The 25,590-nt window shown below is 72.0% G+C and carries 20 protein-coding genes; 8 read left to right on the top strand and 12 right to left on the bottom strand.

Annotated elements, in window-relative coordinates; all coding sequences use genetic code 11:
- The first annotated feature begins 109 nt into the window (after positions 1-109).
- Both VNE60_10910 and VNE60_10905 read left to right on the top strand, forming a co-directional pair.
- Positions 110-1,363, top strand: a complete 1,254-nt coding sequence (locus VNE60_10910) for an MgtC/SapB family protein (GenBank protein ID HVB32026.1) — start codon at positions 110-112, stop codon at positions 1,361-1,363.
- Positions 1,354-3,081, top strand: a complete 1,728-nt coding sequence (locus VNE60_10905) for a hypothetical protein (protein ID HVB32025.1) — start codon at positions 1,354-1,356, stop codon at positions 3,079-3,081. Before VNE60_10910 ends, VNE60_10905 begins: the two co-directional genes overlap by 10 nt.
- Before the next feature lie 18 nt (positions 3,082-3,099).
- On the opposite strand, the gene VNE60_10900 is transcribed toward VNE60_10905, so the two are convergent.
- Complete coding sequence (locus VNE60_10900; protein HVB32024.1) at positions 3,100-4,722, bottom strand: DUF6600 domain-containing protein; 1,623 nt, start codon at positions 4,720-4,722, stop codon at positions 3,100-3,102.
- 348 nt (positions 4,723-5,070) lie between these two features.
- On the opposite strand from VNE60_10900, the gene VNE60_10895 reads away from it, so the two are divergent.
- Entirely contained in the window at positions 5,071-6,240 is a 1,170-nt protein-coding gene (locus VNE60_10895) for an alkaline phosphatase family protein (GenBank protein HVB32023.1), read from the top strand.
- A gap of 10 nt (positions 6,241-6,250) precedes the next feature.
- Here VNE60_10895 and VNE60_10890 read toward each other — a convergent pair whose 3' ends face one another.
- On the bottom strand, positions 6,251-8,731 hold the full coding sequence (locus tag VNE60_10890) for an ABC transporter permease (GenBank protein ID HVB32022.1): 2,481 nt from the start codon (positions 8,729-8,731) through the stop codon (positions 6,251-6,253).
- Between the two features lie 332 nt (positions 8,732-9,063).
- Between VNE60_10890 and VNE60_10885 the strand changes: the two genes are divergently transcribed.
- From VNE60_10885 to VNE60_10865, 5 genes are read left to right on the top strand one after another with little or no spacing between them, the layout of a single operon-like run.
- Positions 9,064-10,206, top strand: a complete 1,143-nt coding sequence (locus VNE60_10885) for a glycosyltransferase family 4 protein (GenBank protein HVB32021.1) — start codon at positions 9,064-9,066, stop codon at positions 10,204-10,206.
- Positions 10,203-10,913: a 1-acyl-sn-glycerol-3-phosphate acyltransferase gene (locus VNE60_10880; protein HVB32020.1), complete on the top strand. Its 711-nt coding sequence runs from the start codon at positions 10,203-10,205 to the stop codon at positions 10,911-10,913. The genes VNE60_10885 and VNE60_10880 overlap by 4 nt, the downstream gene beginning before the upstream one ends.
- Positions 10,906-11,658 carry a lysophospholipid acyltransferase family protein gene (locus VNE60_10875; GenBank protein HVB32019.1) on the top strand — a complete coding sequence of 251 codons (753 nt, stop codon included), beginning with the start codon at positions 10,906-10,908 and terminating at the stop codon, positions 11,656-11,658. The genes VNE60_10880 and VNE60_10875 overlap by 8 nt, the downstream gene beginning before the upstream one ends.
- On the top strand, positions 11,655-12,341 hold the full coding sequence (locus VNE60_10870; protein HVB32018.1) for a metallophosphoesterase: 687 nt from the start codon (positions 11,655-11,657) through the stop codon (positions 12,339-12,341). The genes VNE60_10875 and VNE60_10870 overlap by 4 nt, the downstream gene beginning before the upstream one ends.
- The gene (locus VNE60_10865; GenBank protein ID HVB32017.1) at positions 12,338-12,964 is read left to right on the top strand and encodes a DedA family protein; all 627 of its coding nucleotides are present in this window, start codon (positions 12,338-12,340) and stop codon (positions 12,962-12,964) included. Before VNE60_10870 ends, VNE60_10865 begins: the two co-directional genes overlap by 4 nt.
- Here VNE60_10865 and VNE60_10860 read toward each other — a convergent pair.
- The 10 genes from VNE60_10860 to VNE60_10815 are packed head-to-tail and all read right to left on the bottom strand — an operon-like array spanning position 12,936 to position 25,498.
- Entirely contained in the window at positions 12,936-13,655 is a 720-nt protein-coding gene (locus VNE60_10860) for a hypothetical protein (GenBank protein ID HVB32016.1), read from the bottom strand. The genes VNE60_10865 and VNE60_10860 overlap by 29 nt on opposite strands.
- A gap of 33 nt (positions 13,656-13,688) precedes the next feature.
- A complete protein-coding gene (locus VNE60_10855; GenBank protein HVB32015.1) occupies positions 13,689-15,200 on the bottom strand; it encodes a hypothetical protein in 1,512 nt (503 codons plus the stop codon).
- A complete protein-coding gene (locus tag VNE60_10850) occupies positions 15,197-16,636 on the bottom strand; it encodes a proton-conducting transporter membrane subunit (GenBank protein HVB32014.1) in 1,440 nt (479 codons plus the stop codon). Before VNE60_10850 ends, VNE60_10855 begins: the two co-directional genes overlap by 4 nt.
- Positions 16,636-17,274, bottom strand: coding sequence for an NADH-quinone oxidoreductase subunit K (locus VNE60_10845; protein HVB32013.1), 639 nt, complete (start codon positions 17,272-17,274; stop codon positions 16,636-16,638). Before VNE60_10845 ends, VNE60_10850 begins: the two co-directional genes overlap by 1 nt.
- A gap of 2 nt (positions 17,275-17,276) precedes the next feature.
- Positions 17,277-18,200, bottom strand: a complete 924-nt coding sequence (locus tag VNE60_10840; GenBank protein ID HVB32012.1) for an NADH-quinone oxidoreductase subunit H — start codon at positions 18,198-18,200, stop codon at positions 17,277-17,279.
- Complete coding sequence (locus VNE60_10835) at positions 18,197-20,161, bottom strand: proton-conducting transporter membrane subunit (protein HVB32011.1); 1,965 nt, start codon at positions 20,159-20,161, stop codon at positions 18,197-18,199. Before VNE60_10835 ends, VNE60_10840 begins: the two co-directional genes overlap by 4 nt.
- Entirely contained in the window at positions 20,158-22,158 is a 2,001-nt protein-coding gene (locus tag VNE60_10830; protein HVB32010.1) for a proton-conducting transporter membrane subunit, read from the bottom strand. Before VNE60_10830 ends, VNE60_10835 begins: the two co-directional genes overlap by 4 nt.
- Positions 22,159-22,162: 4 nt before the next feature.
- A complete protein-coding gene (locus VNE60_10825; protein ID HVB32009.1) occupies positions 22,163-22,858 on the bottom strand; it encodes a PTS sugar transporter subunit IIA in 696 nt (231 codons plus the stop codon).
- Positions 22,859-22,878: 20 nt separating this feature from the next.
- Positions 22,879-23,595 carry a helix-turn-helix domain-containing protein gene (locus tag VNE60_10820; protein ID HVB32008.1) on the bottom strand — a complete coding sequence of 239 codons (717 nt, stop codon included), beginning with the start codon at positions 23,593-23,595 and terminating at the stop codon, positions 22,879-22,881.
- A 43-nt stretch (positions 23,596-23,638) separates the two neighbouring features.
- The gene (locus VNE60_10815) at positions 23,639-25,498 is read right to left on the bottom strand and encodes a hypothetical protein (GenBank protein HVB32007.1); all 1,860 of its coding nucleotides are present in this window, start codon (positions 25,496-25,498) and stop codon (positions 23,639-23,641) included.
- Positions 25,499-25,590: the final 92 nt, after the last annotated feature.

The raw sequence follows: 25,590 nt of genomic DNA, 5'->3' as shown, positions 1-25,590 counted from the left end.
ATTCCGCAGTACCCCGCCGCGTTTCGCGGCACGCGCGAAATCGTCCTTCGTCACAGGGACCCGCGCCCGGCGCCGCCGGGCGTGCCGGTTCCCCCAACTCGTTCACCGCATGCCGCCGCTCATTCCGCCCGACGCCACCCAGATCGCCCTCGTCCTCCTGCTCTCGTTCCTCATCGGCCTGGAGCGGGAGGAACGGAAGAAGGCCGAAGGCGCGTGGATGTTCGGCGGGGTGCGCACCTTCCCGCTCATCGGGCTGGCGAGCTACGCGATGGCGCTGCTGTCTGGCGCCGATCTGCTGGCCTGGACGCTCGGGTTCGCGGTGGTGGGCGGCTTCATGCTCCTGTCGTACAACCGCAAACTGGCGGCGTCGGAACAGGCGGGCATCACCACCGAGATGAGCGGGTTGGTCACCTACCTCGTGGCCGGCCTCGTGTACCGCCAACTGTACTGGATCGCGGCCACGATCGCGGTGCTCTGCGTGCTCCTGCTCGAATTGAAGAAGGGCCTCGAGGGACTCACCAAGCACGTCGCCTCGGGCGAGATCGCGACGGTGGCCCAGTTCCTGGTGCTCACGGTGGTGATCCTGCCCATCGTGCCCGACCGCCCGTTCACGAGCTTCGCCATCAACCCGTTCCGCACCTGGCTCGTGGTGGTGGCGGTGAGCGGCGTGTCGTTCGGCAGCTACGTTCTGCAGCGAATGCTCAAGGGCCGAGGCGGCATCATGCTCTCGGCGCTGCTCGGCGGCGCCTATTCGTCCACCGTCGCCACGGTGGTGCTCGCCCGCCGGTCGCGCGACCACCGCCGGCCGAATCTGTTCGCGGGGAGCATCCTGGCCGCGTCGGGCGTCATGTACGTGCGGCTCCTGATCCTGATCGCGTTCTTCAATCTGACGCTGGCCCGGATGCTCCTGCCGGGGTTTGCCCTGGGCGCGCTGGCGGGCGTGGGCGGCGGATGGTATGTGTCGCGTCGGGCTGACGGCGCCGCAGATTCGGGGGCGCCCGAACAGCCGAGCCTCAACCCGCTGGAACTGCAGGCGGCGTTCCTGTTCGCGGCCGCGTTCGTGGCGATTCTCGTGGTCACCACGCTCGTGCGCCAATACCTGGGGCGCACCGGACTCTATTCCCTGGCGGCGATGATGGGTGTTACCGACGTCGATCCGTTCATCCTCGGGTTGACGCAGGCCAACGCGACGGCGATCTCGCTGCCGGTGGCGGCCACCGCGATCATCATCGCGGCATCGAGCAACAACGTGGTCAAGGCCGTCTACGCGCGGAGCTTCGGCGACCGGGTGACCGGCCGCCGAAGCCTGCTGCTGCTGCTCGGCCTGGCCGTGGTGGGACTGGCGGGGCTGGCATGGATCTGACGCCCCCCGCACCCGTAGCGGCGGAGCGCGGATGGCTCCGCCGACTCGCGCCCTGGATCGCCGCCCTCGTGGCGTGCGCCGTGTACCTGAACGCCCTCCACAACGGATTCGCGCTCGACGACAAGGTGATCGTCGACCAGAACCCCCTCGTGCACCACCTGGCGGCGATGCGCGACATCTGGGTGTCGGCCTACTGGCCGAACATGCCGTTCCAGATGGGGCTCTACCGGCCGCTCACGATCGCCATGTATGCGGTGGAGTGGTCGCTCTGGCATGGCCAACCGATGGGATTCCACGCCCTGAACGTGGTGCTTCACGCCGTGGTGAGCGCGCTGGTGGTGCTGCTGGTGCTCCGGCTGGGCGCGCCGCCGCTGGCGGCGGCGGTGGGTGGCGTGCTGTTCGCCATCCATCCGGTGCACGTGGAAGCGGTGGCGGGCATCGTGGGCCGCGCCGAAGTGGTGATGACCCTGTTCGTGCTGCTCGCCTGCTTTCTGCACCTGTGGCGGCGGGGGCCGGTGGTGGCGCGGTGGGTGGGGATCGCGGTGTGCTTTCTGGCCGCGCTGCTCACCAAGGAGAGCGCCGTGGCGCTCCCCCTGCTGCTCATCATCGTGGATGGGCTCGATCCCGAGCGCCGCAAGCCGCTCTGGCGCACGGTGTGGGACGACGCGCCGCTCTACCTGCTGCTGGCGGCGATCTTCGGCGGCTACATGGGACTGCGCTACGCGGTGCTCGGCGTGTTCTCCGGCAGCACGCTCACGCCGGCGCTGCGCGGCGCGTCGGCGTCCACGCGCATCGCGACGGCGATCAGCGTCTGGCCCCAGTACCTCCGGCTGCTGGTGTATCCGCGCGATCTGGTGGCCGACTACGGGCCCAACGTGCTCGTGGTGGCCCATTGGGGCGAGCCCATCGTATGGATGAGCCTCGTCCTCGGCGTCGTCGTGATCGGGAGCGCGGTGCTGCTCCGGCGGCGTTCCCCCTGGTGGACGGCGGCCGTGGCCTGGTTCGTGGCCGGCATCTTCATCGTGTCCAACCTCGTGGTGCCGGTGGGAATCCTGCTGGGTGAGCGCACGCTGTATCTGCCGTCCGTCGCGCTGGCGTTCGCCGCGGTGCCGCTGGTGGAGCTGGGCCGTCGCCGTCCGCGCCTGGCGGTGGCGGTGGCGGCGCTGGCATTGACGCTGGGCGTGGCGCGCACGTGGACGCGAACTCCCGTGTGGCGCACCACCGACACGGTGCTCACGCAGCTCGCGTCGGCCCACCCCGAGTCGTTCTACGCGCAGACCTACCTGGGCGACGAGGCCGTGCACGCGGGACATCCGCACGAGGCGGTGCGCCACTACGCGAAGGCGTGGGCGCTGGCGCCCTACCCGGTGATCGGCGAGAGCTACGCCTACGCGCTGGTCCTGATCAAGGACTGGCCCAAGGCGGAGCAGGTGGCTCGTGCTTCATGCAGCATCGAGTTTCCGAGCCCCTGCCTGTACGTGGTGGACGCGCTGCTGGCCCAGGGCCGGCCGGCGGCAGCGCGCGTCCTGGTGGATTCGATCATGCCGCACGTGCCGCCGTCGGAGGCGCTGATCAAGCGCGCCCTGAACGTGGCCCAGGCGCTGCACGACACGGCGGGCATTGCCGCCGCCGAGCAGGCCATGGCCGCGCTGCGCCCGCCGCCGCCGGCGCCGGCGCCGGCAAAGAAGCCCGCGCCCGCCACGCCGCGGCGCGGCTGACACACCGCGCGGGCGGGGCTAGTTGCCGCCGCCCCCGCGGCCCGGTTTCCGGACCGCCTTCCGGCCCGCAGCCGGCTTCTGCGCCGGGTGCGCGGAATCACGTTGCGGACCGGCCGGCCTTCCCTCGCGCAGATTCTTGACCTGCTGCGGTTCGAGCGGACGGCCCGGATTTGCCTTCATGGCCTCTTCGCGCTTGGCAAAGGGCGGATTTTCCGGCGGCGGCGCGCGCTTGGTGATGATCGGCCGCGGCACCGCGGTGCGCGGCTGAGGCCTGGCGGCCGGGGGCCGCGGCGACGGGGGGCCGCCCGCCGCGGCGCGTGGCGTGGGGAGCACCGTGGGATGCGCGGCGATGCGCGCGCGCTCGACGTCGGTGGGGCGCACGCGCACCATTCCGCGGTCCACGCGCTCCCCGTTGCGGAACACCGCGCTCGGCACGGCGGTAAAGCCGTGCGTGCGGTTGGCCCAGCGGACGGTCTGGATGTTCCTGACGCGAACGAACACGTCGATGTCGGTCACGCCGCGCACGTTGGTGGCGTTCACGGCGCGCAGATACCGCGGCCCGTAGTGATACCATGGGAAGAACGGCTCATGCGGGCCTAGTGGGAACCACGCCTGCACGCCGCCGCCGAATGCCGGCCCCATCACGAACACCACCAGCCCGGGCGAGTAGTACGGCCGGGCGACGATCGGTCCCGGAATCCACGCCCACGCCCGGCCCACCATGGCCCATCGGCCGTAGTGGAAGGGCGCGAAGCCCCACGGCTCGTCTTCCACCCACACCCAGCCCCACGGATCCACCCAGCCCCAGCGTCCGTAGCGATACGGCACCCAGCCCACGGCGACGGACGACGGATACCACACCGTGCCGTACTCCGCCGTCACCACCCAGCGGCCGTATTGATCGAGATCGGCGCATCCCGGGATGTCGTTGCTCATGTATCGCGAGCACGACGACGCCACGACGCGCTGGTCGCGCTCGGCGCTCCACGCGTCGAACGCCGTGCGCGGCGGGCGCGGGGCTGCCAGCGCCCGGATGGGGTTGTATCCCGCAAAGCTCACCGCCTGCCCGGTAGCCACCGCCTGCTCGAGGCCGGGGCCGGTGGCGTCGAGGCTGCCCTCCTCCACGCTGACCAGCGTGTAGTCGGTGTTCAGCGGGATCTCGATGCGATACGTGCCGGGCGCGCGTACGACGAACGCGCCGTTGGGCGTGTCCACTTCGATCGTGTCGCCCGCGAGCAGGCGGTACACGCTCACGCGCATGGTGCCCTGCGACAGTCCGAACTGCGCATAGTGGTCGCCCAGCGCGGTGACGGTGAGATCGGTGCTGTCGGCCAGGCGAACGGTGAACGGGCCCACCTCGAGTTCGGCGCGCGCGTCCTGCGCGGTGAACAGCCGGTCGCCCGTGGTGATGGAATAGTTGATCGGGGCCAGGCTCCAGTCGCTCACGCCGGCAGGCAGCAGCGACACGGCGCCCTCCACCGCGCTCAGGCGCGCCACGCGCGAGGGCGCATCGCCGGACTCCTGAGTGGACGGTTGTTGCGCCCACAGTTGGAGCGGGAGGCACAGAACCATCGCGGGCCAGAACAGACGGCGCAGCGTGCCGCGGGGCACGGCGCCGATGGAAATTCGCAAATGCGTCATCGGACGCTCCACACATATCGGTGCTATCAGTAACCGCGGATGCTCGGAGAGTTCCGAGGCGCCGGATCACGCCCGCACGTTGCCCGCCCGCCGGGGCGCGTGGTGTCCGGCATTGCCCGTCGGCCCGTAGGGATTCCCTTGGCGCGGGACGCCGCGCCGGCGTGGCGTTGGCGCCGGCGCGAGCGCGATGCTTGATTAGGGGCTGTGGCGCCGCCTCCGGGAACCGGCTCCCCGTTCGGGCCCGCGGTCGCGACACAGCCGAGACCGATTCGTCGCCCGACCGAAGCCCAGCCGTGAGATCGTGGGAGCGTCCGGTCACCGTTCACATCCGCAACCCTTCGCACCGCCATGCCAACCCGCATTCGCCGCTCTTCCGCCGTCGTTCTCCTCGCGCTGCCGGCGTTGCTCGCCGCCGCGTGCAGGTCGAAGGCCAAACCCGCCGCCACCGACACGACCGCCGTGGCCATGGGCGCCACCGCGCCGGCCGTGGCGCCGCCGGCCATCCGGCACGTGTTCGTGATCGTCCTGGAAAATCAGGGCTACGACACCACGTTCGGGCCGGCCACGCCGGCGCCGTATCTGGCCGATACGATGGTGAAGGCGGGCGCGGTGCTGCACGAGTACTACGGCACGGGCCACTACAGTCTGGACAACTACATCTCGATGGTGAGCGGCATCGCGCCGAGCGCCAAGACGCAGCTGGACTGCCCGCGGTACGAGGAGTTCGTGCAGACGGGCACCGCGCCCGACGGACAGCCCATCGGCAACGGGTGCATCTATCCGGTGCACGTGCAGACGATCGCCAACCAGCTCATGGCCAAGCACCTCACGTGGAAGGGCTACATGGAGGACATGGGCAAGGATCCGTCGCGCGAGCCCGCCACCTGCGGCCACGTGGCGATCGGGGGGCCGGACGCCACGGAGCACGCGGCGCCCAACGACCAGTACGCGGCCAAACACGATCCGTTCGTGTACTTCCATGCCATCATCGACTCGGCGTCGTGCGCTCAGCACGTGGTGCCGCTCACCGCGCTCGAGGCCGCGCTGCGCTCCGCGGACCAGACGCCCAACTACTCGTTCATCGTGCCCAACCTGTGCCACGACGGCCACGACCGGCCGTGCCGCGACGGCGAACCGGGCGGGCTGGTGTCGGCCAACGAGTTCCTGAAGCACTGGGTGCCGCTGATCACCAATTCGCCGGCGTTCAGGAAAGACGGATTGCTGATCGTGACGTTCGACGAGGCGCTGAGCATCGATGCGTCGGCGTGCTGTCACGAGCCCTCGGGCCCGAACGTGGCGCAGGCCGGGTTCAACGGGCCGGGCGGCGGCCGCACGGGGACGGTGCTGATCTCGCCGTTCATCAAGCCGGGCACGGTGTCGGACGTGCCGTACAACCACTACTCGATGCTCAAGAGCGTGGAAGACATATTCGGACTTCCGTATCTGGGGTACGCGGGGCAGCAGGGGTTGGTGGGGTTCGGCGCCGACGTGTACACGCAGGCGGGCGGCGCCCGGTAGCCGCCCGCGGCTATTCCGCCCGCATCGCGATCGTCGGATCGGCGCCGGCGGCGCGACGGGCCGGGATGTAGGCCGCGGCCAGCGCCGCGGCCGCCAACACGGCCGCCGTGGCCGCGTAGGCCACGGGGTCGCCGGCCGGCGTCTGGAACAGCATCGCGCGGATGAACCGCGACAGCCCCGCGGCGCACGCGGTGCCCACGAGCAGGCCCACGAGCACGAGCCTGGCGCTGTGGCCGAGCACCAAGCCAAGGATCTGGCGGCGGGTGGCGCCGAGCGCCACCCGCACCCCCATCTCGCGGGTGCGCTGCGCCACGCCGTACGCCACCACGCCGTAGAGCCCGAGCACGGCCAGCAGGAGCGCCGCTGCCGAGAAGGCGCCGACGAGTGAGACCGCGAGCCGGCGCCTGGCCAGGCTCTCGGCGAGCGTGCTCGACATCTGACGAATGGCCGACGGACCGCCCAGCGACGTGAGCGGCGCCGACGGCTCCACCTCGTGCACCGCGGTGCGCAGGGCCGGGATGACGCGCGCGGGGTCGCGCGCGCGCGCCACGACGGTGATGCCGGTCCAGACCTCGAGCGTGTAGGGCACGTACACCTCGGGCTCCACGGGCACGTCCTGCGCCGTCTGGTGCACATCGGCCACGACGCCCACCACCTGACCGGGTATCGGCTGCCCGTAATCGGGCCGGCCCTGCGCCGCGCGGTGCACGGTGAGCGGCTGCCCCACGGGGTCCTTTCCGGGCCAGAGGCGTCTGGCCATCGTCTCGTTGACCACGAAGTTGGCCGCGCCGGCATGCATGTCGTCGGCGTTCAGCCAGCGGCCGCGCACCATGTGCATGCGCATGGTGCGCAGATAGTTGGCCGATGCGGTGCGATACCACGCCGAGACGCCGCTGCGTTCGCCGCCGCCGGCGTTGTCGATCTGCGCCAGCGTGGGCACGCCGGCGCCGCTCAGCGGCACGTGATTCACCAGCGCCGCGTCGCTCACGCCGGGCACGGCGCGCACGGCCGCTTCGAGGCGGTCGTACATGGCCGCCGACTGCGCGGCATCGAGGGTCTGGCCGGGGACTCCGACGTTGATCGTGATGAGGCCGGCGGGGTCGAAGCCCAGCGGCACCTGCGCGGCGCGGCGAAAGCTCTGGGCCAGGAGTCCGGCGCCGACCAGCAGCACGAGGGCGAGCGCGAGCTGCGAGACGGCGAGCCCATTCCGGACGCGCGCCTCGCGACCGCCGCCCACGGCACCCGACGCGCCGCCGCGCAGCCGCTGGATGAGATCGGCGCGCGTGGCGCCGAGCGCGGGGGCGATTCCCACGAGCAGGGCGGCGAGGATGGAGACGCCGAGCGCGAACGCCAGGGCGCCGCCGCTGACCACGATCTGGTCGGGGCGCGGCAGTTGGCGCGCCGCGACGCGCCGCACGGCGTCCACGAGCGAGAAGGCCAGGCCGGTGCCCAGGGCGCCGCCGAGCAGGGCGAGGAGCAGACTCTCGGTGAGCAGCTGTCGCGCGATGCGCCCGCGCCGCGCGCCCAGCGCCGAGCGCACGGCCAGCTCGCGCGCGCGGCCCGCCGCGCGCACCGCGAACAGGTTGGCGACGTTGGCGCAGGCCAGGAGGAGCACCAGCGCCACGGCGCCCGCGAGCAGGTACAACGTGGGCCCGACGTCGCCCAGCATCTCGTTGCGGATGGGGTAGAGGCCGGCCGACGTCCACCCGCCGGACACGGCGGGATACTCGGCGGCAAGGGTCTGCTCGATGGGGTTGAGGGCCGCGGTCGCGCGCAGCGAATCGGCACGGTCGGCGATGCGCACCACCGTGCGGCTGTCGGCCAGCGCGCCGCGGCGCTGCAGCGACGAATCGGTGGTCTCGATGGCGCCGATGGGCTGCCAGAGCTGGGCGAAGGTGGGATAGGCGTCGGGCGGCATCACGCCGATGATCGTGGCGAGGGCGCCGTTGAGATTCATCTGGCGGCCGATGACGGCGCTGTCGCCGCCGTAGCGTTCGCGCCACGTGTCGTACGACAGCACGACGCCGCTCGTGGGGGCCGATCGGGCCTCGTCCGTCGTGAAGGTACGGCCGAGGATCGGGCGCACGGCCATCACCGAGAAGAAGTTGGGCGTCACGTACGCGACGACGGTGCGCTCGGGCCCCTCGGGGGTGGCGATCGTCCCGCTGTTGCCCTTGACCCAGGCGATGCCCTCGATGGCGCCGCGCAGGGCGGGCGCCGCGTCGTGCCAGTCGCGGTAGGTGGGGTAGGACGGCGAGCGGTAGCGTCCGTCCTTGTTGAGTTCGAGCGCCATCGCGAGGTGCGACGGATTGCGGTAGGGGAGGGGGCGCAACAGGACGCCGTTCACGATGCTGAACACGGCCGTGGTGGCGCCAATGCCCACGGCGAGGGTGGCGACGGCGATGAGGGTGAATGCCGGCGCGCGGCGCAGCGTGCGGAGCGCGTAGGCCAAGTCGTGGCGAGCGGCGTCGAGGGCGGAGCCGAGGGACATTCGGGGTACGGTGGAAGCGTGGCGGCGAACGACCGGGGTATGGGGAAGCATGGCGCGCGCGGTGGCCCTGCCGAAAGGGCCGGTGTGCCGGGGACGGTCAGGGGGCCGGATGGCGCCCGCGCCAAGTCAAGATGGCGCAAAGTCTTGCATGGCGGCCCGGGGTCCATGGTGGACTCCCGATTGATCCCCCGGAGACAGGGCTTATACTTTGGGGCGGCACCCCCCTCTGGAGCGCCTCGGCAGCCCTGCCGCGGTGGGCGCAAGGCACGAATCCAGGGAGAAAGTCTCCGTTCGCGGTTCGTCTGTCCGATCGGCCTTCCAACCCTGTTGACATGCGCATTTGTTTGGTGACGCCATACGATCTTTCTCATGAAGGTGGCGTCAATCGCCATGTGATCACGCTGGCCCAAGCGCTTCGCCGGCAGGGGCACGATCTGCGGATTCTCGGTCCGGCCAGCGGCGAGACGCCGCCGCGGTGCGACAGCCTGCCCGGCGTGGTGCCGGTGCGGGCCAACGGCTCGCGGGCGCGCGTGGGGCTGCTGGTGTCCAAGGCGGCGGTGCGCCGGTACCTGGAACGTGGACGGTTCGACCTGGTGCACGTGCACGAGCCCTGGGTGCCGGGCCCGTCGCGGTACGCGGTGCAGTGCTCCACGGCGCCGCTGGTGGCCACGTTCCATACGTTCTCCGAGTCGGAGCGGGGCGTGATGACGCTGGCCCGGCGGGCGCTGGCGCGGCCGCTCCGCCGGCTGAAGTGCGGCATCGCGGTGTCGGAGTCGGCGGCCGACTTCGCGCGGCGGGTGTTCGACGGCCCCATCCACATCGTGCCCAACGGCATCGACCCGACCACGTTCGCCACGCCGCACGCGCCGCACGGGGTGGACAACGTGGCGGTGGAGCCGCGCGAGTCGGGGCCATTGCGCCTGCTGTTCGTGGGGCGTTTCGACGAGCCGCGCAAGGGATTGCGGCACCTGTTGGCGGCCGCGGCGCTGCTGCGGGAGCGGGGACGCGTGCTCGAGCTGCGCGTGGTGGGGCATGGCGATCCGGCGCCGTTCGGCGATCTGGCGCGCCGCGCGGGCGCCCAGTTCCTGGGCCGCGTGGACGAGCAGGGGCTGGTGGACATGTACCGCTGGTGCGACGTGTTCTGCGCGCCGTCCACGCACGGCGAGAGCTTTGGCGTGGTGCTGATCGAGGCGATGGCGAGCGGCCGGCCGGTGGTGGCGAGCGACATTCCCGGCTACCGCGACGCCACGATGGGCGCGGCGATCCTGGTGCCGCCGGCGGACGCCGAGTCGTTGGCGGCGGCCATCCTGCGGGCGGCGGACGACGAGCGGCTGCGGCACCACGTGGTGCGGCAGGGGTGGCAGCGCGCGCACCAGCTGGCATGGAGCCGCGTGGCGCTCACGATCACTTCGCTGTACGAGGAAGCGGCGGCGACGGGCACGGCCCGGCGCGACGCCATCGGCGTCCCGGCGTGACCGAGCCGGCAGTCTCCACGGGCCGGTTCCGCCGGGAGGGCGGGCTCTCCCGCGTCATCATCCCCGGCGTGCGGGTGTTGTCCCGCTATTACTTTCGCGCGCGCTCGGTGGGCGAGGATCGCATTCCCGCCGACCAGCCGGTGATCTACGTGGCCAAGCATCCGCAGACGTTTCTATATCTGGAAACGGTGATGCTGGCGCTGTTCACGTTCTGGGACACCGCCCGCCCGGCGATCCGGGTGCTGGAGAAGACCGGGACGTCCATCCACAAGACGCCCGTGCTGGGATGGATGCGCCGGAACGTGAACGCGGTGCCGGCCACGGAGGCGCACGCGCTGGCGGTGCTGGCGCAGGGCGAGTCGCTGCTGATCTTTCCGGGCGGCACGCGCGAGTTGTACGGGCCGCGCGACGAGTTGCGGTGGAAGGGGCGCACCGGGTTCGCGCGGCTCGCCATCCAAGCCGGCGTGCCGGTGCTGCCGTTCGCCATCGCCGGCGCCGACCGCCAGCATCTGGGGCGCCTGTCCATCCGCGGCGCGAGTCTGTGGCTGCCGCCCTTTCCGCTGCCGGTGCGGCTGGAATACCGATTCGGCCATCCGATGATGCCGCCGGCGGCGGCGAGCGCGGATGCCGCGGACCCGGCGGCGTTCGCGGGTCGCGTGGAGGCGGCCGTGCGTGCACTCATCGCGGGCGGCACTTCCGATGGGTGAAGCGGCCGCCGGGCCGGGGGAGGTGCCGGCGCTCGACCCGCGTCAGTGGCGCTACCGATTCGGCTACATGCGCCTGGCGCGCTGGATGTCGCGCTATCACCGGGTGCGCGTGGAGGGGACGCCACCCACGGGGCCGTGCATCTACGTCACCCACCACGGCGCGGGATACCTGAACGTGGATCTCGGGATCGCCGTGTACCAGCTGGCGTGGCGCGACTGGTTCGAGCGGGGCGGCGCGCTGCGCACGCTGCGCATCGCGGCGTCCAAGGGCAATCCGCTGGAGCGGGCGATTCCCGGACTGGCGGCGTTGAAGCGCGACGCCGGGCTCATCGATCCGTCGGAGTCGTCGTGCCTGCGGGTGCTGGAGCGCGGCGACCAGCTCATGATCACGCCCGGTGGGCGGCGCGAGTCGAGCCCGCGGTCGCGCGATTATCGCCTGCGGTGGGACGACCGGTACGGCTTCGCGCGGTTGGCGGTGCGGATGGGCGTGCCGGTGGTGCCGCTGGCGGTGGTGGGCGGGTTCGCGGCGTATCCCGGGTTCTCGCTGGGCAGGCTCTCGTTCTGGAGTCCGGTGCCGCTGCCGGTGCGCATGGACATCGCCATCGGCACGCCGATCGCGGTGGCCAAGGATCCGGAGCGCGCCCGCGACCTCGCGGTGCTCAAGCCCCTGCAGGAGCAGGCGCGGCGCGCCACGCAGGCGCTCTACGACACGCTGATGGCTCGGCAGCGCGGGGCGGCACCGTGAGCCGCACGGTGATCGCGGGCGACTGGCATCTGGGCAGCTACAGCGCGCCGGCGCAGGCGCAACTCGCGCTGGCGTTCCTGCAGCGCGCGCGGGACGCGGGCGACTTCGTGGTGCTCAACGGCGACATCTTCGAGGGGCTGTTCGAACCGGTGTCGCGCGCCGAGCAGGCGCATCCGGCGCTGAGCGCGCTGATCGCGGCGATGGCCCGCGCCGGTGAGCTGGCGCGGCTCGAGGGCAACCACGATCCCGGGGCGGGGGCGCGGTCGCTGGTGCTCGAGCACGCCGCGGTGGGGCGGGTGCTCGTGGCGCACGGCCACGTGGTGGATCCGATGCACGATTCGTCGGTGGGAAATTTCGGCGACGGGATCTCGCGGCGATTCGGCCACCTGTGGCTGGTGCGCGGTGCGGCGAGCATGGCGGAGGCCGTGGTGGCGGGCACGGTGGCGGCGCGCGTGGACCGCATGTACCGCGGGCGTTGCCTGGCGATGGTGGAGCGCGAACGGTGCGCGCTGGGCGTGTTCGGGCACAATCACCGCCGGTACCTGGTGCGCGGCGACCGGTACGCGAATGCGGGGCGCATGCGCCGCAGCCGGCTGGAATATCTGGCGCTCGAAGCCAGCGGCGCGGTCCTGCGCGAGTTCGACCTGCGCGACGCGATGGCCGGGGCGGGCGCCGCGTCGTGATCGCGACCGTGCTCGCGTTCCTGGCGCGCTGGAAGTACGTGGGCGCGTTCGTGGGCATCTTCGTGGAGGAATCGGGGGTGCCGCTGCCGGTGCCGGGCGACGTGTATATCGCCGCGCTGGGCGCGGCGGGGCGCGCGGGCCACGCGAACTTCTTTCTCACCACGGTGGTGGTGTTCGCGGCCACGGTCACGGGAAGCGCGATCCTGTTCGAGGTGTCGCGGCGGTTGGGACAACCGCTCCTGCGGCGCATGGGCCACCGATTCGGGTTCAGCGACGCGCGCGCGGACCGCACCGCGGAGTGGCTGAACTCCCATGGCGCCGTGGCGGTGGCGTTGGGACGATTGGTGCCGGGGTTCCGGATCCTGCTCACGGTGGCGGCGGGTTCGCTCCGGATGAACCGTCTGGTGTTTCTCGTGGGCGCGGCGGTGGCGTCGATTCTCTGGGCGGCGATCTACTACTGGCTGGGCTTCGCGCTGGGCGCCGGCGTGGCCAAGGTGCTCGAGGGGGCGGCCGGCCGCGCGATCCACAATCCCGAGGTGGTGGCGGTGTTGGTGGTGACGATCGTGGTGGCCGCGGCCACGGTGGCCGGCACCATCATGTGGCGGCGGAAGCAGGCCCGGTAGGCGAGGGGAGGCGGCCGAGCAGGCGGAGCAGGCCGTCGAGCACGGTGAGCGGGTGCGGCGGACAGCCGGGCACGTAGAGATCGATGGGCAGGTCGCTGGGGAATCCGATCTCCGCGCTGCCGCGGAATGGGCCGCCGGCGATGGCGCACGCGCCCACGGCGATGACGAGGCGCGGGCTGGGCATGGCCTCGTACGTCTTGCGCACGGCGTCGAGCATGTTGCGGTTCACGGTTCCGGTGAGGATGAGGCCGTCGGCGTGGCGCGGCGACGCCACGAACTGCACGCCGAACCGCGCCAGATCGAACACCACGTTGCCGAGCGCGTTGAGTTCGGCCTCGCAGCCGCCGCAGCTTCCGGCCACCACCGAGCGCAGGCGCAGCGACCGCTTGAACAGGCGCTGCATCTCGGCGTCGAGCGCGCGCGCCAGCTCCACCTGTCCGGTGGGGGAGATGAGCGCCTGGCGCGACGACGCGGCCATGCGGTGGTCGCGCGAGAACGTCAGCGTGCCCTCGGGGCGCGCGCCCGCCTCCTCGGGACTGAACAGGCAGGCGCCCACGTCGAGCGGCGGCGCGCCGGGCGTGGCATCGAGCACGGGGAGCCCGCGAAAGCGCTCGGGAAAGTCCACCGGGCCGTCGGGGAACGACGACGTGCGCATGCCCTGGCGCATCCGTTGTTTCAGGAAGTCGAGCATCGCCTGTGCGTCCGGAGCGCCCGCGGCGCTCGGCTAGAGGTCATGGCCGGCATACGAGAGGTTGAAGCTCTTGTTGCAGAGCGGGAAGTCGGAGATCTGGTTGCCGGGCAGCGACACCGCCACCGCGGTCCAGTTGTGGAACGACGGATCGACCACCTTGTGGCGGCGCACCGCGCCGTCGGCGCCGGTGATGACCACGTGGGCAATCTCGCCGCGCCATCCTTCCTGCAGCGCCACGGCCAGCTGGCCCGGGTATGAAGCGCCGCACGACACGCGGGCCTCGCCGCGGGGGAGGGCGGCCAGCTGTTCGAGCACGAACTCGAGCGACCGGCGCACTTCGTGCCACCGCACGAGCGCGCGGGCGTGCACGTCGCCCGCCCAGCCGGTGGCCACGGGGATGTGCGCGAAGCGGAAGATCCCGTAGGGGTGATCGTGGCGCACGTCGCGCGCCACCTCGCAGGCCCGCGCCACCGGACCCACGAAACCCAGCGCCACGCACTGCTCGCGCGACACCGTGCCCACGCCTTCGAGCCGCGCCTGCACCGAGGCGGTCTCGAACATCAGCGCCGCCACCGGCTCCAGTTCGTCGCGTAGCGTCTCCAGGCGCGCGCGCATCTCGCCGGCCATGTCGGCGGGCAGATCGAACGTCACGCCGCCCGGGCGGATGAGGCCCCGTCCGTAGCGATTGCCCGAGAGCTGCATCAGCAGGTTGAGGCACTCGCCGCGCATGCGGCCGAAGTAGGCGGCGGCCGGTTGGTACGCCACGTCGCCGGCGATCGCACCCAGGTCGCCGATGTGATTGGCCAGCCGCTCGATCTCGAGCGCGATGCCGCGAATGGCTTGCGCGCGCGGGGACTTGCGGCAGCGGGACACGGCCTCGATCGCGCCGCAGTACGCGCCGGCGTGTCCGATCACGGTATCGCCGGCGATCGACTCGGCCACCAGCATGCGCTGGTCCGCCGGCGCCGACTCGAGCAGGCGCTCGACGCCGCGATGCTGATACCCGAGCATGATCTCGAGGAACAGCACCTCCTCGGCGTGCGCCTGGAATCGGAAATGGCCGGGCTCGATGATGCCCGCGTGCACGGGGCCCACGGCCACCTCGTGCACCTCGGCGCCCTCGACGCGGAAGAACGGATACACGGCGGGATCGAGCACCACGTTGCTGCGCGCCGGCGGCCGATGGTCGGGCAGGTGGCGCCGCAGCGGCTTGAGCCAGGGATGGCCTTCGGGCAGTACGGCGCACTGCTCGGCGATCTCGCGCTCGAAGGCGTGGGCCTGCGGGCAGTCGGGCGTGAGCGCGGGATAGCGGTCGCCCACGAGGGCCGTGGTGGCGCCGAGCTCGCCGCGCGCGTCGTTGGCGAGGATGGCCACGAGGCGCGTGGTGTCGGCCGCCTCCGGCATGCCGAACAACGCCACGATGCGCCACTCGGCGGCCACGGCGTCGATCACGGTGCGGCGCCAGGCGTCCACCGGTTCGACGGGCACCGAGGCGAGCGACACGGCGCGCCGGTTGCGGAGCCCGATCTCGTTGAACGCGTTCACGGCGTCCTCCCGCCCAGCGCCACGGCGGCCTGCGCGAGCACGTGCTGCAGCGGTGCCGGGATGTAGACGCCGAGCATGAGCACGGCGGCGGCGAGCGCGATCGGGCCGGCGAGGAGCCACGCGCTCTCCCGCTGCGGTGGGACGGGGGACTCGGGCTCGCCGAGCGCCATCTCCAGGATCAGCGCGGCCATGCCCACGAAGATGATCGCGAGCAGGAGCAGCACCACGGCGGCGATCCACGGATGGCCGCCGGCCACGGCGGCGCGGAGAATCGTGAACTCGCTGATGAAGAGTCCGAACGGCGGCGACCCCGTGACGGCGAACAGTCCGAGCACGAGCAGCACGCCCGACACCGGGAGCGCGCGCACGAGGCCGCGGACACGCGCCGCCGACGACGTGCCCATGGCGAGCACGACGTTACCGGTCACGAGGAAGAGCCACGCCTTGGAGAGGCCGTTGTTGACCAGGTGCAACACCGTGCCGTACGCGCCCACGCCGCCCAGCCCGAGCCCGAGCACGAGCAGCCCCATGTGTTCCACGCTCGAATAGGCGAGCAGGCGCTTGAGGTCGCGCTGTCCGATCACGAACGCGGCGGCCACGGCCAGCGACAGGAGTCCGAATCCGAGCAGCACCGGCTGGATGAACGGCGCCATGCCGGCCGCCATCGCGATCTCGGTGACGCGGGCCACGCCAAGGAACGCGCAGCTGGTGAGCCCACCGGCCATGAGGCCGCCGACGAGCGCAGGCGCCTCGCCGTAGGTGTCCGGTTTCCAGGTGTGCATGGGCGCCAGCCCCATCTTGGTGCCGAATCCGACGAGCAGGAAGAGGAACGCGGCGCGCAGCCACGCGGGCTGGAGTTCGTGGGCGTGGGCGATGAGGTCGCCGAGGATGAGCGGCGCGCCGGGCGCATCGCGCTGCGCGCTGGCCAGGAAGAACGTGCCGAGGAGCGCGAGGGCGATGCCCACCGACGAGATGAGCAGATACTTCCACACGGCCTCGAGCGAGCGGCGGTCGTGCCGGTGATAGATGAGCGGGGCCACGGAGAAGGTGGTGGCCTCGATACCCACCCAGAGCATGGCGAGATGTTGGCTGACGCAGACGATGGTGGTGGCGGAGAGGAATCCCAGCAGCCCGCCCACGAACGCGCGTCCGCCGCGGGGCGTCTCGCGGGCCAGGTAGCCCACCGTGTACACGGCCGTGGCGAAGAAGATGATGCTGATGACGGTCAGCACGAGGAGGCCCAGGGCGTCAACGCCGAACCACCCATTGACCGTCGCGTCGGCCGGCGACACCCAGAGGGAGATCGTGAGCGCCAGGTGCGCGGCTGCCGTGGCGACCAGCGCGACCACTCGCCAGCGGCCCACGCGCGGCGACCGCGCGGCCATCGTGATCGCGGCGATGAGCGCCGGCAGCAGGCAGAGCGCGATCAGGCGCATCAGTCCTTGAGCTCCGTGAGCCGCGCCGAGTCGAGCGAGTCGAATTCGCGGTTGATATGGAAGACGACGATGCCCATGATGAACACGCCCGCGAATACGTCGAGCAGCACGCCGAGTTCGAGCAGGAAGGGCACGCTCTCCATCTGCGTGAGGCCGAACAGGTAGATCCCGTTCTCGAGCATCAGGTAGCCCACCACCTGGGTGAGCGCCTTGCGCCGCGTGGTGAGCACGATGAGGCCGATCATCACGGTGGCCAGCGCCACGGGGACGAGCAGCGGCTCGCGCACCTCGGCGAGCGGCAGCCGCGCGGTGATCGCGAACGCCAGGGCGAGCGCCGCCGCGCCGAGGAGCAGCGAGGCGATGAAGCCCACCACCGGCTCCACCTCGCGGCGCACCGCCGCTTCGCGAATGGCCCAGGTCAGGAACCAGGGCAGCAGGATGGCTTTCACGAGCACGGTGCCGGCGGCCAGCGTCACGGCATGGATGGTGAGCTGCGGCGCCAGCGCGATCGGCAGCAGGCCGAGCAGGAGGCCCTGCGCGGCGAGGGCGCGGATGCACGTGCGCAACCGCGACGTGCCGAGCACGGCGAAGTCGGTGAGTACCACCAGGAGTAGTACGATCTGCGCGGCGGTCTGCATGGTCAGCGGAGCAGGAGGATGATGCCGAACAGCGCCAGCGCGCCGGCGCCGACGAGCAGTTGCGGGACGCGCGTGAGCCGGAGCCGCGCCATCACCGATTCCACCACGCCCACAGCGACGGCCACCGCCACGAGCCCGGCGGCGAGCAGCAGCAACGCCTCGGGCAGCGAGCGCGTGGCGCGCGGAACGGCCAACCCGACGATCAACGCCGCGAAGATCGCCAGCTTGAGCGCGCTGCCGTACAGGATCAGCGCCAGATCGGGGCCGCTGTGGTCGAGGACGATGACCTCGTGGATCATCGTGAGCTCGAGGTGCGTGGCGGGATCGTCCACCGGCACCCGCGAATTCTCGGCCAGGAGCAGCACGAACAGGGCGATCGCCACCAGGCTGAGCGGCGCGGCGGCCCCGGCCCACGCCGCGGCCACGGGCGCGCCGAACATGCCGCTCATGGAGAGATGCCCCGTGGCGAGCACGAGCGCGATGAAGCACAGGAAGAGCGTGGGCTCGGCGAAGCTGGCGAACGTGACCTCACGGCTGGCCCCCATGCCCTCGAAGCTCGACCCGGTGTCGAGTCCGGCAAGGACGAGCGCGAACCGCGCCAACGCGAGCAGCGCCGCGAACGCCACGAGATCGCCGGCAAAGTGCGCCGGCGCCTGGCGGCCGTCGAGCGGCAGGAAGAGCGCCGCGGCGACGAGCGCTGCCAGGGTCACCACCGGCCCGGCGCGGAATACCCACGTGCTGGTGGTGCTGTACACCGATCCCTTGCGGACGAGCTTGGCGAGATCGGCGTAGAGCTGCAGCACGGGCGCGCCGCGCCGCCCGGTGAGCCACGACTTGGTCTTCACGGCCACGCCGGGCAGGGCCGGCGCCAGCACCAGCAACACGGCCAGCGCGGCGACCGCGCGCGGATCCACCACCGGCATCATGAGGCCCGTCCCCAGCGCACGAGGTACAGCAGCACGCCCACCAGCGCGGCCACGATGTAGATCAGGTAGAGCGATAGCCGGCCGCGTTGGAGCGGGCGAACCCTGCCCGCCGCGGACTGCACGCCGTGCCACACCGGCAGCACCACGGCGTCGAGCACCGGGTCCACGGCGTGCGTGGCGAACGAGGTGGCCGTGCGGTGCACGCGCACGCCCGCCACGGCGCGATAGGCGTCGAGTACGGGCGTGGCGAAGGACGACGCGGTGTACTGCATGCGCGGCGTGACGGGCGAGAAGCCGCAACCCCACGTATCCGCGGCGCGCGATGCGCGGCGGCGCTGCAGCCGCGATCGCGCCGCCCATGCGGCGGCGAGCGCCGCCGCGAGCGCGACCGTGAACCAGGTGATGGTGCGGACGGCCGGGTCGACGCCCAGTGTCCACACGCCGGGCAGGGACGCGCCGGCCACGAGCGCGCCGACGCGGAACAGCGGCGGCAGCACCAGCGCCGGCAGCAGCCCGATCGCGGCGCAGGCCGCGGCGAGGAACGCCATCGGCTGCATCATCCCGGGCGTCGATTCGTGCGCCGCGGCCACGCCCGCGTCGCGCGGCGATCCCAGAAATACCACGCCCATCACCTTGGCGAAGCAGGCCAACGCCAGCGCGCCGATCAGCCCCAGCGCGGCCACGGCCAGCACCGCCATGCGCAGGGACTCGGGCGTGAGGCCGGCTTGCAGCAGCGAACGGAAGACGAGCCACTCGCTCAGGAAGCCGTTCAACGGCGGGAGGCCCACGATCGCCGCCGAGCCGATCAGGAACGCGATCGCCGTGCGCGGCATCCGCCGAGCCAGGCCGCCCAAGCGGTCGATCTCGCGCGTACCGGTGGCATGCGCCACCGACCCGGCGGCCAGAAAGAGCAGGGACTTGAACAGCGCGTGATTCAAGGTGTGCAGCGCCGCGCCGGCGAATCCAAGTACGGCCACGAGCGGATGGTCGTACGTCACGCCCAGCGATCCGGCGCCGAGCCCGAGCAGGATGATCCCGATGTTCTCCACGCTGTGAAACGCGAGCAGTCGCTTGAGATCGTGCTGCGCCAGCGCCCACAACACGCCCAGCACGCCGGACGCGGCGCCCAGCGCGAGGAGCAGCCACCCCCACCACGCGGGCAGCACGCCGAGCAGCATGCCCACGCGCATCAGGCCGTAGATCCCCATCTTGATCACCACGCCCGACATCACGGCCGATACATGCGACGGCGCCGCGGCGTGCGCCTCGGGCAGCCAGAAGTGCAGGGGCACGACGCCGGCCTTCATCCCGAACCCCACGAGCGCCGCCACGAGCACGGCGGCCTGCGCCGGGCCCACGGGGGGATGCGCCGCCAGCGACCCGAACGACAGGTCGCCCCCGCCCGACCCCCACACCGCGAACAGCGCGAACAGCGCCAGCGTGCCGGCGTGCGTGGCCACCAGGTACAGCATGCCCGCCCGGCGGTTCTCGGCGCGGTCGTGGTCGGTGACGATGAGCGCGTACGAGGTGAGCGCCATCGCTTCCCACGCGATCAGGAACGGCACCGCCGCCCGCGCCACCACGACGAGGGTCATCGCGGCGAGGAGCATGGTCATCAGCAGGTGCGGCACGGCCACGCCGCGGCGCGATGCGTCGCGCCGCAGGTACGTCACGCCGTAGAACGCGCTGGCCGATCCGGCCAACAGCACCGCGAGCAGGAACACCGCCGACACACTGTCCAGCCCGAACACCCACGGGCCGCCCGGCACGTGCGAGGCCACGGACACGTCGGCCACCGTCCCCCCGCCAAGGACGCGAAGGGCCGGCACCAATCCCGCGATCGCGCCGGCCACGAGGCACGTGCGGAACACGCGTTCGGCCAGCGCCCGCCGCGCCGAGAGCGCCACGGCCGCCACGCCCGCGATGAGCATGAGCACGACGCTCAACGTCACGAGGATCATCGGTTGAGTCCGGGCAGCACGAGCAGGCCCAACAGCACGACCACCACCACGACCATGTAGACCAGCGACGTGGTCACGCGCGCGCGGTGCAGGGAACGCAGCCGCTGCGCGGCGCGCGCGATGCTCGCGAACGCCGGCGTGTAGAGTCGCTCCAGTACGCGGTCGGCGGTGGACGACGCCCACGACGCCGACAGCGGCCACACCGCGCGCTCTCCGGTGATGGGGAGTTGGCGGGCAACCATCTGGCGCCGCGTCTCGACGTGGAGCAGCGGTTGCAGGACGTTGGTGAGCGCCCCGCCGAACGAGGTGGACGTGTACTGCATCGCGGCCGTGGGCGCGGGGTAGCCGCATCCCCACGTGGGCCCGCGGCGCGCCATCGCTCGGCGCGTGGCCACGGCGCGCAGGCCGAGCGTGAGGAGGACGATCGCGGCGAGCAGCGGGAGCAGCAGCGCGATGGGCCGGAGCATGGCCTCCGCGGCGCCGAGGTCGGCCGCCGGCGCCACCACGCGCACGGCGGGCGCGAGCGCGCCCAGCGCGAGATGGGGCATCGCGGCCACGAGCACGCAGCCGGCGCCGAGGGCGACGATCGGCAGGCGCATGGCGCGTTCGGGGGGCGCGGCGTTGGCCGCGCCCGCGGTGCGCGGCGTTCCAAGCAGTCCCACGCCGACCAGGCGCGCGAACGCGGCCGCCGCGAGCGCGCCCGTGAACGCCACGGCGAGGATCCCGCCCAGGAGCGCGATCCGGTTCACGCCGCTGAGGTCGAGCGCGCCGGCCAGCAGCGCGCGCAACAACAGCCATTCGCTGGTGAACACGTTGAGCCCCGGCAGCGACGCGATGGCCGCGGCGCCGAGCACGAGCGTGCCGCCCACCACCGGCCATCGGGCCAGCAGGCCGCCCATCGCGTCGAGGTCGCGGCTGCCCGCGCGCTGCGCCGCGGCGCCGAATCCCAGAAAGAGCAGGCTCTTGGCCAGCGCGTGATTCCACAGATGGAGCAGCGCGGCGCCCCACGCGAGCCCGGCCAGCACCGGGCGGTGCAGCACCGTGGCCAGCACGCCGACCCCCATGGCGAGGGCCACGAGACCGGCATTCTCGACGGTGGAATATGCGAGCGCGCGCTTCACATCGCGCTGCGCGATGGAGAAGGCGATGCCGGCCACCGCGCCCACCGCGCCCAATCCCATCAGCGTGTACGCCCACCAGAGCGCCGGCGCGCCAAGCAGCGGGATGAATCGCGCCAATCCGTAGAACCCCATCGTGATCATCACCGCCGACATGAGCGCCGACGCGTGCGATGGGGCCGCGGGATGCGCGTCGGGGAGCCAGACGTGCAGCGGGACGAGGCCGGCCTTGGTGCCGAAGCCGATCAGGGCGAGCGTGAACAGCAGGCCGGCGTTCGCCGTGGTTGCGGGGCCCAGCGGCGCGATGGCGTAGCCGCCGGTGGCGGTGGCGAACAGGAGGGCGAACAGCAGCAGCGCGGCCGTTGCCAGGTGGCCGGCCACGAGGTACTGCAGCCCCGCGGCGCGCACCGACCGTTGATCGTGATCGCTCACCACCAGCGCCCACGAGCTGAGCGTCATCAGCTCCCACGCCACGATGAGCAGCACCAGGTTGTCGGCTGTGACCACGAGCGCCATCGCCAGCAGCAGCAGATTGTAGGCGGCCATCGACGCGCCGCCGTGGCCACGGCCGGCGTGGTGGCGCAGGTAGGCCACGCCATAGAGGGCGCACGCGGCGCCCACCACGGCCACGGGGAGCAGGAACGCCGCGGCCAGCGCATCCAGCCGGAGCGCGACGGCGCCGCCGGGCACGCTCCATGGCATGGACCAGTGCAGCCCCGCCGGCGCGCCGAGCGCGCGCACCGCGGCTTCGGCCGCGGCCACGCCACCGACCACGGCGCCGGCCGCTCCGAGCGATGCGCCGATCGCGCGGCGCCGGAAGGCGAGTGCGGCGCCCGCGCCCAGCGTCCAGCACGCGGCGGCGATTCCGAGCGCGATCACGGGGTCATCCGTTGGCGCGCGACGGCGTGGACGTGGACGCCTCGACGGCGGCGATCCGCTCGAGAATGGCCGCCGTGGGCGCGGCCGTGCTGAGCAGGCGCCGCAGCTCGGGGTCGCGCAGCGTGTAGCCGAGTTGCGCGAGAATGCGCAGGTGCGCCGGCACCGTGGCACTCACCACGAGGAACAGCGCGTGGACGGGCTTGCCGTCCACGGCGTCGAACTCCACGGGATGCGTGAGCAGGCACGCGGCCACGAACGAGCGCGCCACGTGCAGGAGAATCGGATTGCGGACGTGCGGAATGGCGATGCCGTCGCCGATGCCCGTGGAGCCCATGGCCTCGCGGGCCTCGAGCACGCTGATCAGGAACTCGCGGTCCACATCGTCGGGCAGCGGAAGCCGCGCGACCACTTGGCGCAGCACCTCGGCCTTGGTCGCGCCGGGCACGTCGCGGTGCACGCCCCCTTCGGCGATCAGCGTGGACAGCGGGGGCACGGCGTCGGGCGCGCGCTGCGCCTGCTCCAGCAGACTCTTCGACACCGGGACGCCGTGCTCCACCGCCCACTCCCAGAGTTCGATCGCGTTGCAGTACAGACGCTCGTTCACCCGGTGCGCCGGCAGGTCGCGACTGGTGATCCAGTGGCGCACCGTGGAGTCCGGGACGTCGAGGTACGACGCGACCTGGCGAAGCGTGAGTTGCATGGCGGGGTGAACGGGAGCCGTCAGTGGGTGGAGACGAAGATGCGGGATTCGGTCGCGCGCACCAGCGCGATCACGTCATCGGCGGTGCGTGTGTCGTGCAGCTGGGCCAGGAAGCCGGGCTCCTGGCAGAGCCGCGTGAGCTTGGCGAGCAGCGCCAACTGGTCGCGCTCGCTCCGCGCGAGCAGCAGGATGAGCGTGTGCGTGGGCGTCCCGTCGAGGGCGCCGAAGTCCACCGGTGACTGGATGCGTCCGATGGCCACGAGGTCGTGGGCGTTGAGCACGCGCGGGCGGCTGCGCGGGGTGTGCAGCAGCGCCACCCCTCCCGACGCCGCCGTGCTGCACAGCCGCTCGCGCTCCAGCACCCGCTCGCACACGAGGTCCACCGACACCGGCTCCGGAAAGCTCACCTCACCCAGGAACGCGCGCACGACCCCGTCGCGCGAACCGGCCGGAACGTCGATGCGCGCATTGCCGGACGCGATCAGACCGGCAATGCTGAGGGCGCGGGGGCCCGATTCGTCGTCGCTCTCCAGGGCATGCAGCGACGCGGTGTCCAGGCGCTGCATGTTGACGTCGAGCCACTCGTCCACGATGGCTTTTCGAAAGCGCCACTGGCCGCCCACCTTCACGGCGGGCAGGTCTCCGCGCTCCAGCAGCCGGTACACGGTGCGCTGGGAAAGCTGGAGATATTCGGCGAGCTGTTTGGGGCTGAGCAGGTCGGTCAGCGTGGCAACCAATGGACAGATTCGAGAGAATTATGGCCTCGAATAGACCCGATTGTCAACTGTTGTCATATGGTGGCACAAGAAGCCCGACCAGTTCCAGGAGCTTGAGGGCGTTACTCGAGGTGGCTTTGCCGGGGCGCAGCCGGTAGTCGAAGCTCATGGATGCCACCCCATCCGTCCGCGAGAACGTCTCCTGGAAGTGCACGTGCCGGGCCACCGCGGCGAGTTCGGGCACGTCCACCAGCTGCAGGTCGTGCGTGGAGACGGCGCCGATGGCTCCGCTGGCCGCGAGATGGGTGAGCACGTGGCGGGCCGCGATCGTGCGCTCGGCCGAATTGGTGCCGTGGAGGATCTCGTCCAGCAGGTACACCAGCACGCGCGGGGCCTGCGGCGGCACGGCGTCGGCGGCGTCGACCACCGACTTGAGCCGCTCCAGCTCGGCCATGAAGTAGCTCACGCCGCGGGCCAGCGAATCCTGCACCCGCATGCTCGTGTGCAGGATCGCCGGCGGATGCCGCAGCTCGCGCGCGCAGACCACGGAGCCCGCCTGGCTGAGCACCAGGTTGAGGCCGATCGATCGCAGCAGCGTGCTCTTGCCCGCCATATTGGAGCCGGTGACCACGAGGATGGTGCCGGCCGGGCCCACCGTCACGTCGTTGCGCACCCCTTCGTCGTCGGACAGGAGCGGATGCCCCAGCGCCCTGGCCTCGAGGATCACCGGCGCGCCGGCGTCGAGGCGCGGGAAGGTCCAGTCGGGATTGTCGTGGGCCACGGTGGCCAGCGCCGACAAGCTCTCGATCTCGCCGAGTGCCCCCAGCCACTGGCCCACGTGGCGGCCCGACGCCTTCTGCCACCGCTCCAGCAGGTGGACCACGTGAAAATCCCAGAGGGTGAGCGTGTTCACGATCACGTAGAGCATGGGCGACAGCCGCAACTCGCTGCAGTCGGCGAGCGCGGTGAGGGCGCGCATGCTCGCGTGCGCGGGCCGCGGTCCCGCGGCGAGGCGCGCCTGGAGGCCGGTGAGCGCGGGCCCGGTGAACCGCGTCTCGCTCACCAGGTGCGCCATCTGCGCGTAGCGGCGGAGCGTGTTGGAGCGTCCCACCACGGGCGCGAAGCTCCCGGCGAATGCCTTGCCGTGGCGCGCGGTGAGCGCCCAGCCGATGAGCGCGGGCGCGATCCAGTACGAGTGGGCCACGGCGCCGGCGAGCTGCGCGGCCGCCAGTCCCAGCGTGGCGCACGGAATGGCGATCGTCGCCGCGAGCAGCCCGGGGCGCCCACGCAGCCATCCGTCGCTCCGCGCCCACGCCTCGAGCTCGGCCAGCGACTGGGCCGATGACGTGATGCGCATGCCGCGCCGCGCGAGTTCGTCGCGGAAGGCGGAATCCCGCGCCAGCTCCGCCACGGCGAGTTGGCGCTCCTCGACCACGGCCGGCGCGGCGGGCGCCACGAGCCATGAGCGGAGCGTGGTGCGTCCCGGCGCCGAGCTCATGGGCGGCAGCAGCTGAGCCAGCGAGGCTGTGCCGAACAGGTCGAGGTCCACGGCGTACGGATGGGACGCGGGCGCCGGCTCCCAGTCGCGCACGGGGAGTTCGCTCCAGTGGCGCGCGGCGCGGTGGGCGCCCTCGTCGGCGAGCGTGACGAGATCGTCGGTGCGTTGGAGCTCCGCCTTGGCGCGGTTGCTCCACCAGACGAGCGCCACGAACCCCAGGGTGACGGCGATCGCGGCGGCGAGCCAGGCAGTCCGCCCACCGGACGCGGTGGCCCATCGGGCCGCGAGCAGGAGCGCGAGGCCGAAGGCGGCGAGGCGGCCGTTACCCAGGCGATCGACGAGGCGCGATTGGACGGCGCGACGGGCGCGGAGCGTGGCGGCGCTGTTCCTATAGAAGGAGACGACGCCGGCGGTGGTAGCGGTCATCCTTGAAGATGGCGAGGCGGCGCCGTTCGCGCCCGGCGCTGGCGGGACCGTGGTTCGGCGCGCATGATCCTGGGCGGCGAGCTCGCGCATTC

The organism is Gemmatimonadaceae bacterium (assembly GCA_035533755.1).
GTDB lineage: Bacteria > Gemmatimonadota > Gemmatimonadetes > Gemmatimonadales > Gemmatimonadaceae > JAGWRI01.
This window is presented reverse-complemented; position numbering and strand designations above follow the sequence as displayed.

Excerpts from the sequence above, each read along its gene's own strand:
- VNE60_10835 (HVB32011.1), bottom strand. The coding sequence starts at position 20,161 with ATGATCCTCGTGACGTTGAGCGTCGTGCTCATGCTCATCGCGGGCGTG.
- VNE60_10910 (HVB32026.1), top strand. The coding sequence starts at position 110 with ATGCCGCCGCTCATTCCGCCCGACGCCACCCAGATCGCCCTCGTCCTC.
- VNE60_10905 (HVB32025.1), top strand. The coding sequence starts at position 1,354 with ATGGATCTGACGCCCCCCGCACCCGTAGCGGCGGAGCGCGGATGGCTC.
- VNE60_10900 (HVB32024.1), bottom strand. The coding sequence starts at position 4,722 with ATGACGCATTTGCGAATTTCCATCGGCGCCGTGCCCCGCGGCACGCTG.
- VNE60_10825 (HVB32009.1), bottom strand. The coding sequence starts at position 22,858 with ATGCAACTCACGCTTCGCCAGGTCGCGTCGTACCTCGACGTCCCGGAC.
- VNE60_10885 (HVB32021.1), top strand. The coding sequence starts at position 9,064 with ATGCGCATTTGTTTGGTGACGCCATACGATCTTTCTCATGAAGGTGGC.
- VNE60_10840 (HVB32012.1), bottom strand. The coding sequence starts at position 18,200 with ATGATGCCGGTGGTGGATCCGCGCGCGGTCGCCGCGCTGGCCGTGTTG.
- VNE60_10875 (HVB32019.1), top strand. The coding sequence starts at position 10,906 with ATGGGTGAAGCGGCCGCCGGGCCGGGGGAGGTGCCGGCGCTCGACCCG.
- VNE60_10890 (HVB32022.1), bottom strand. The coding sequence starts at position 8,731 with ATGTCCCTCGGCTCCGCCCTCGACGCCGCTCGCCACGACTTGGCCTAC.
- VNE60_10895 (HVB32023.1), top strand. The coding sequence starts at position 5,071 with ATGCCAACCCGCATTCGCCGCTCTTCCGCCGTCGTTCTCCTCGCGCTG.
- VNE60_10815 (HVB32007.1), bottom strand. The coding sequence starts at position 25,498 with ATGACCGCTACCACCGCCGGCGTCGTCTCCTTCTATAGGAACAGCGCC.
- VNE60_10850 (HVB32014.1), bottom strand. The coding sequence starts at position 16,636 with ATGCGCCTGATCGCGCTCTGCCTGCTGCCGGCGCTCATCGCCGCGATC.
- VNE60_10845 (HVB32013.1), bottom strand. The coding sequence starts at position 17,274 with ATGCAGACCGCCGCGCAGATCGTACTACTCCTGGTGGTACTCACCGAC.
- VNE60_10860 (HVB32016.1), bottom strand. The coding sequence starts at position 13,655 with ATGCTCGACTTCCTGAAACAACGGATGCGCCAGGGCATGCGCACGTCG.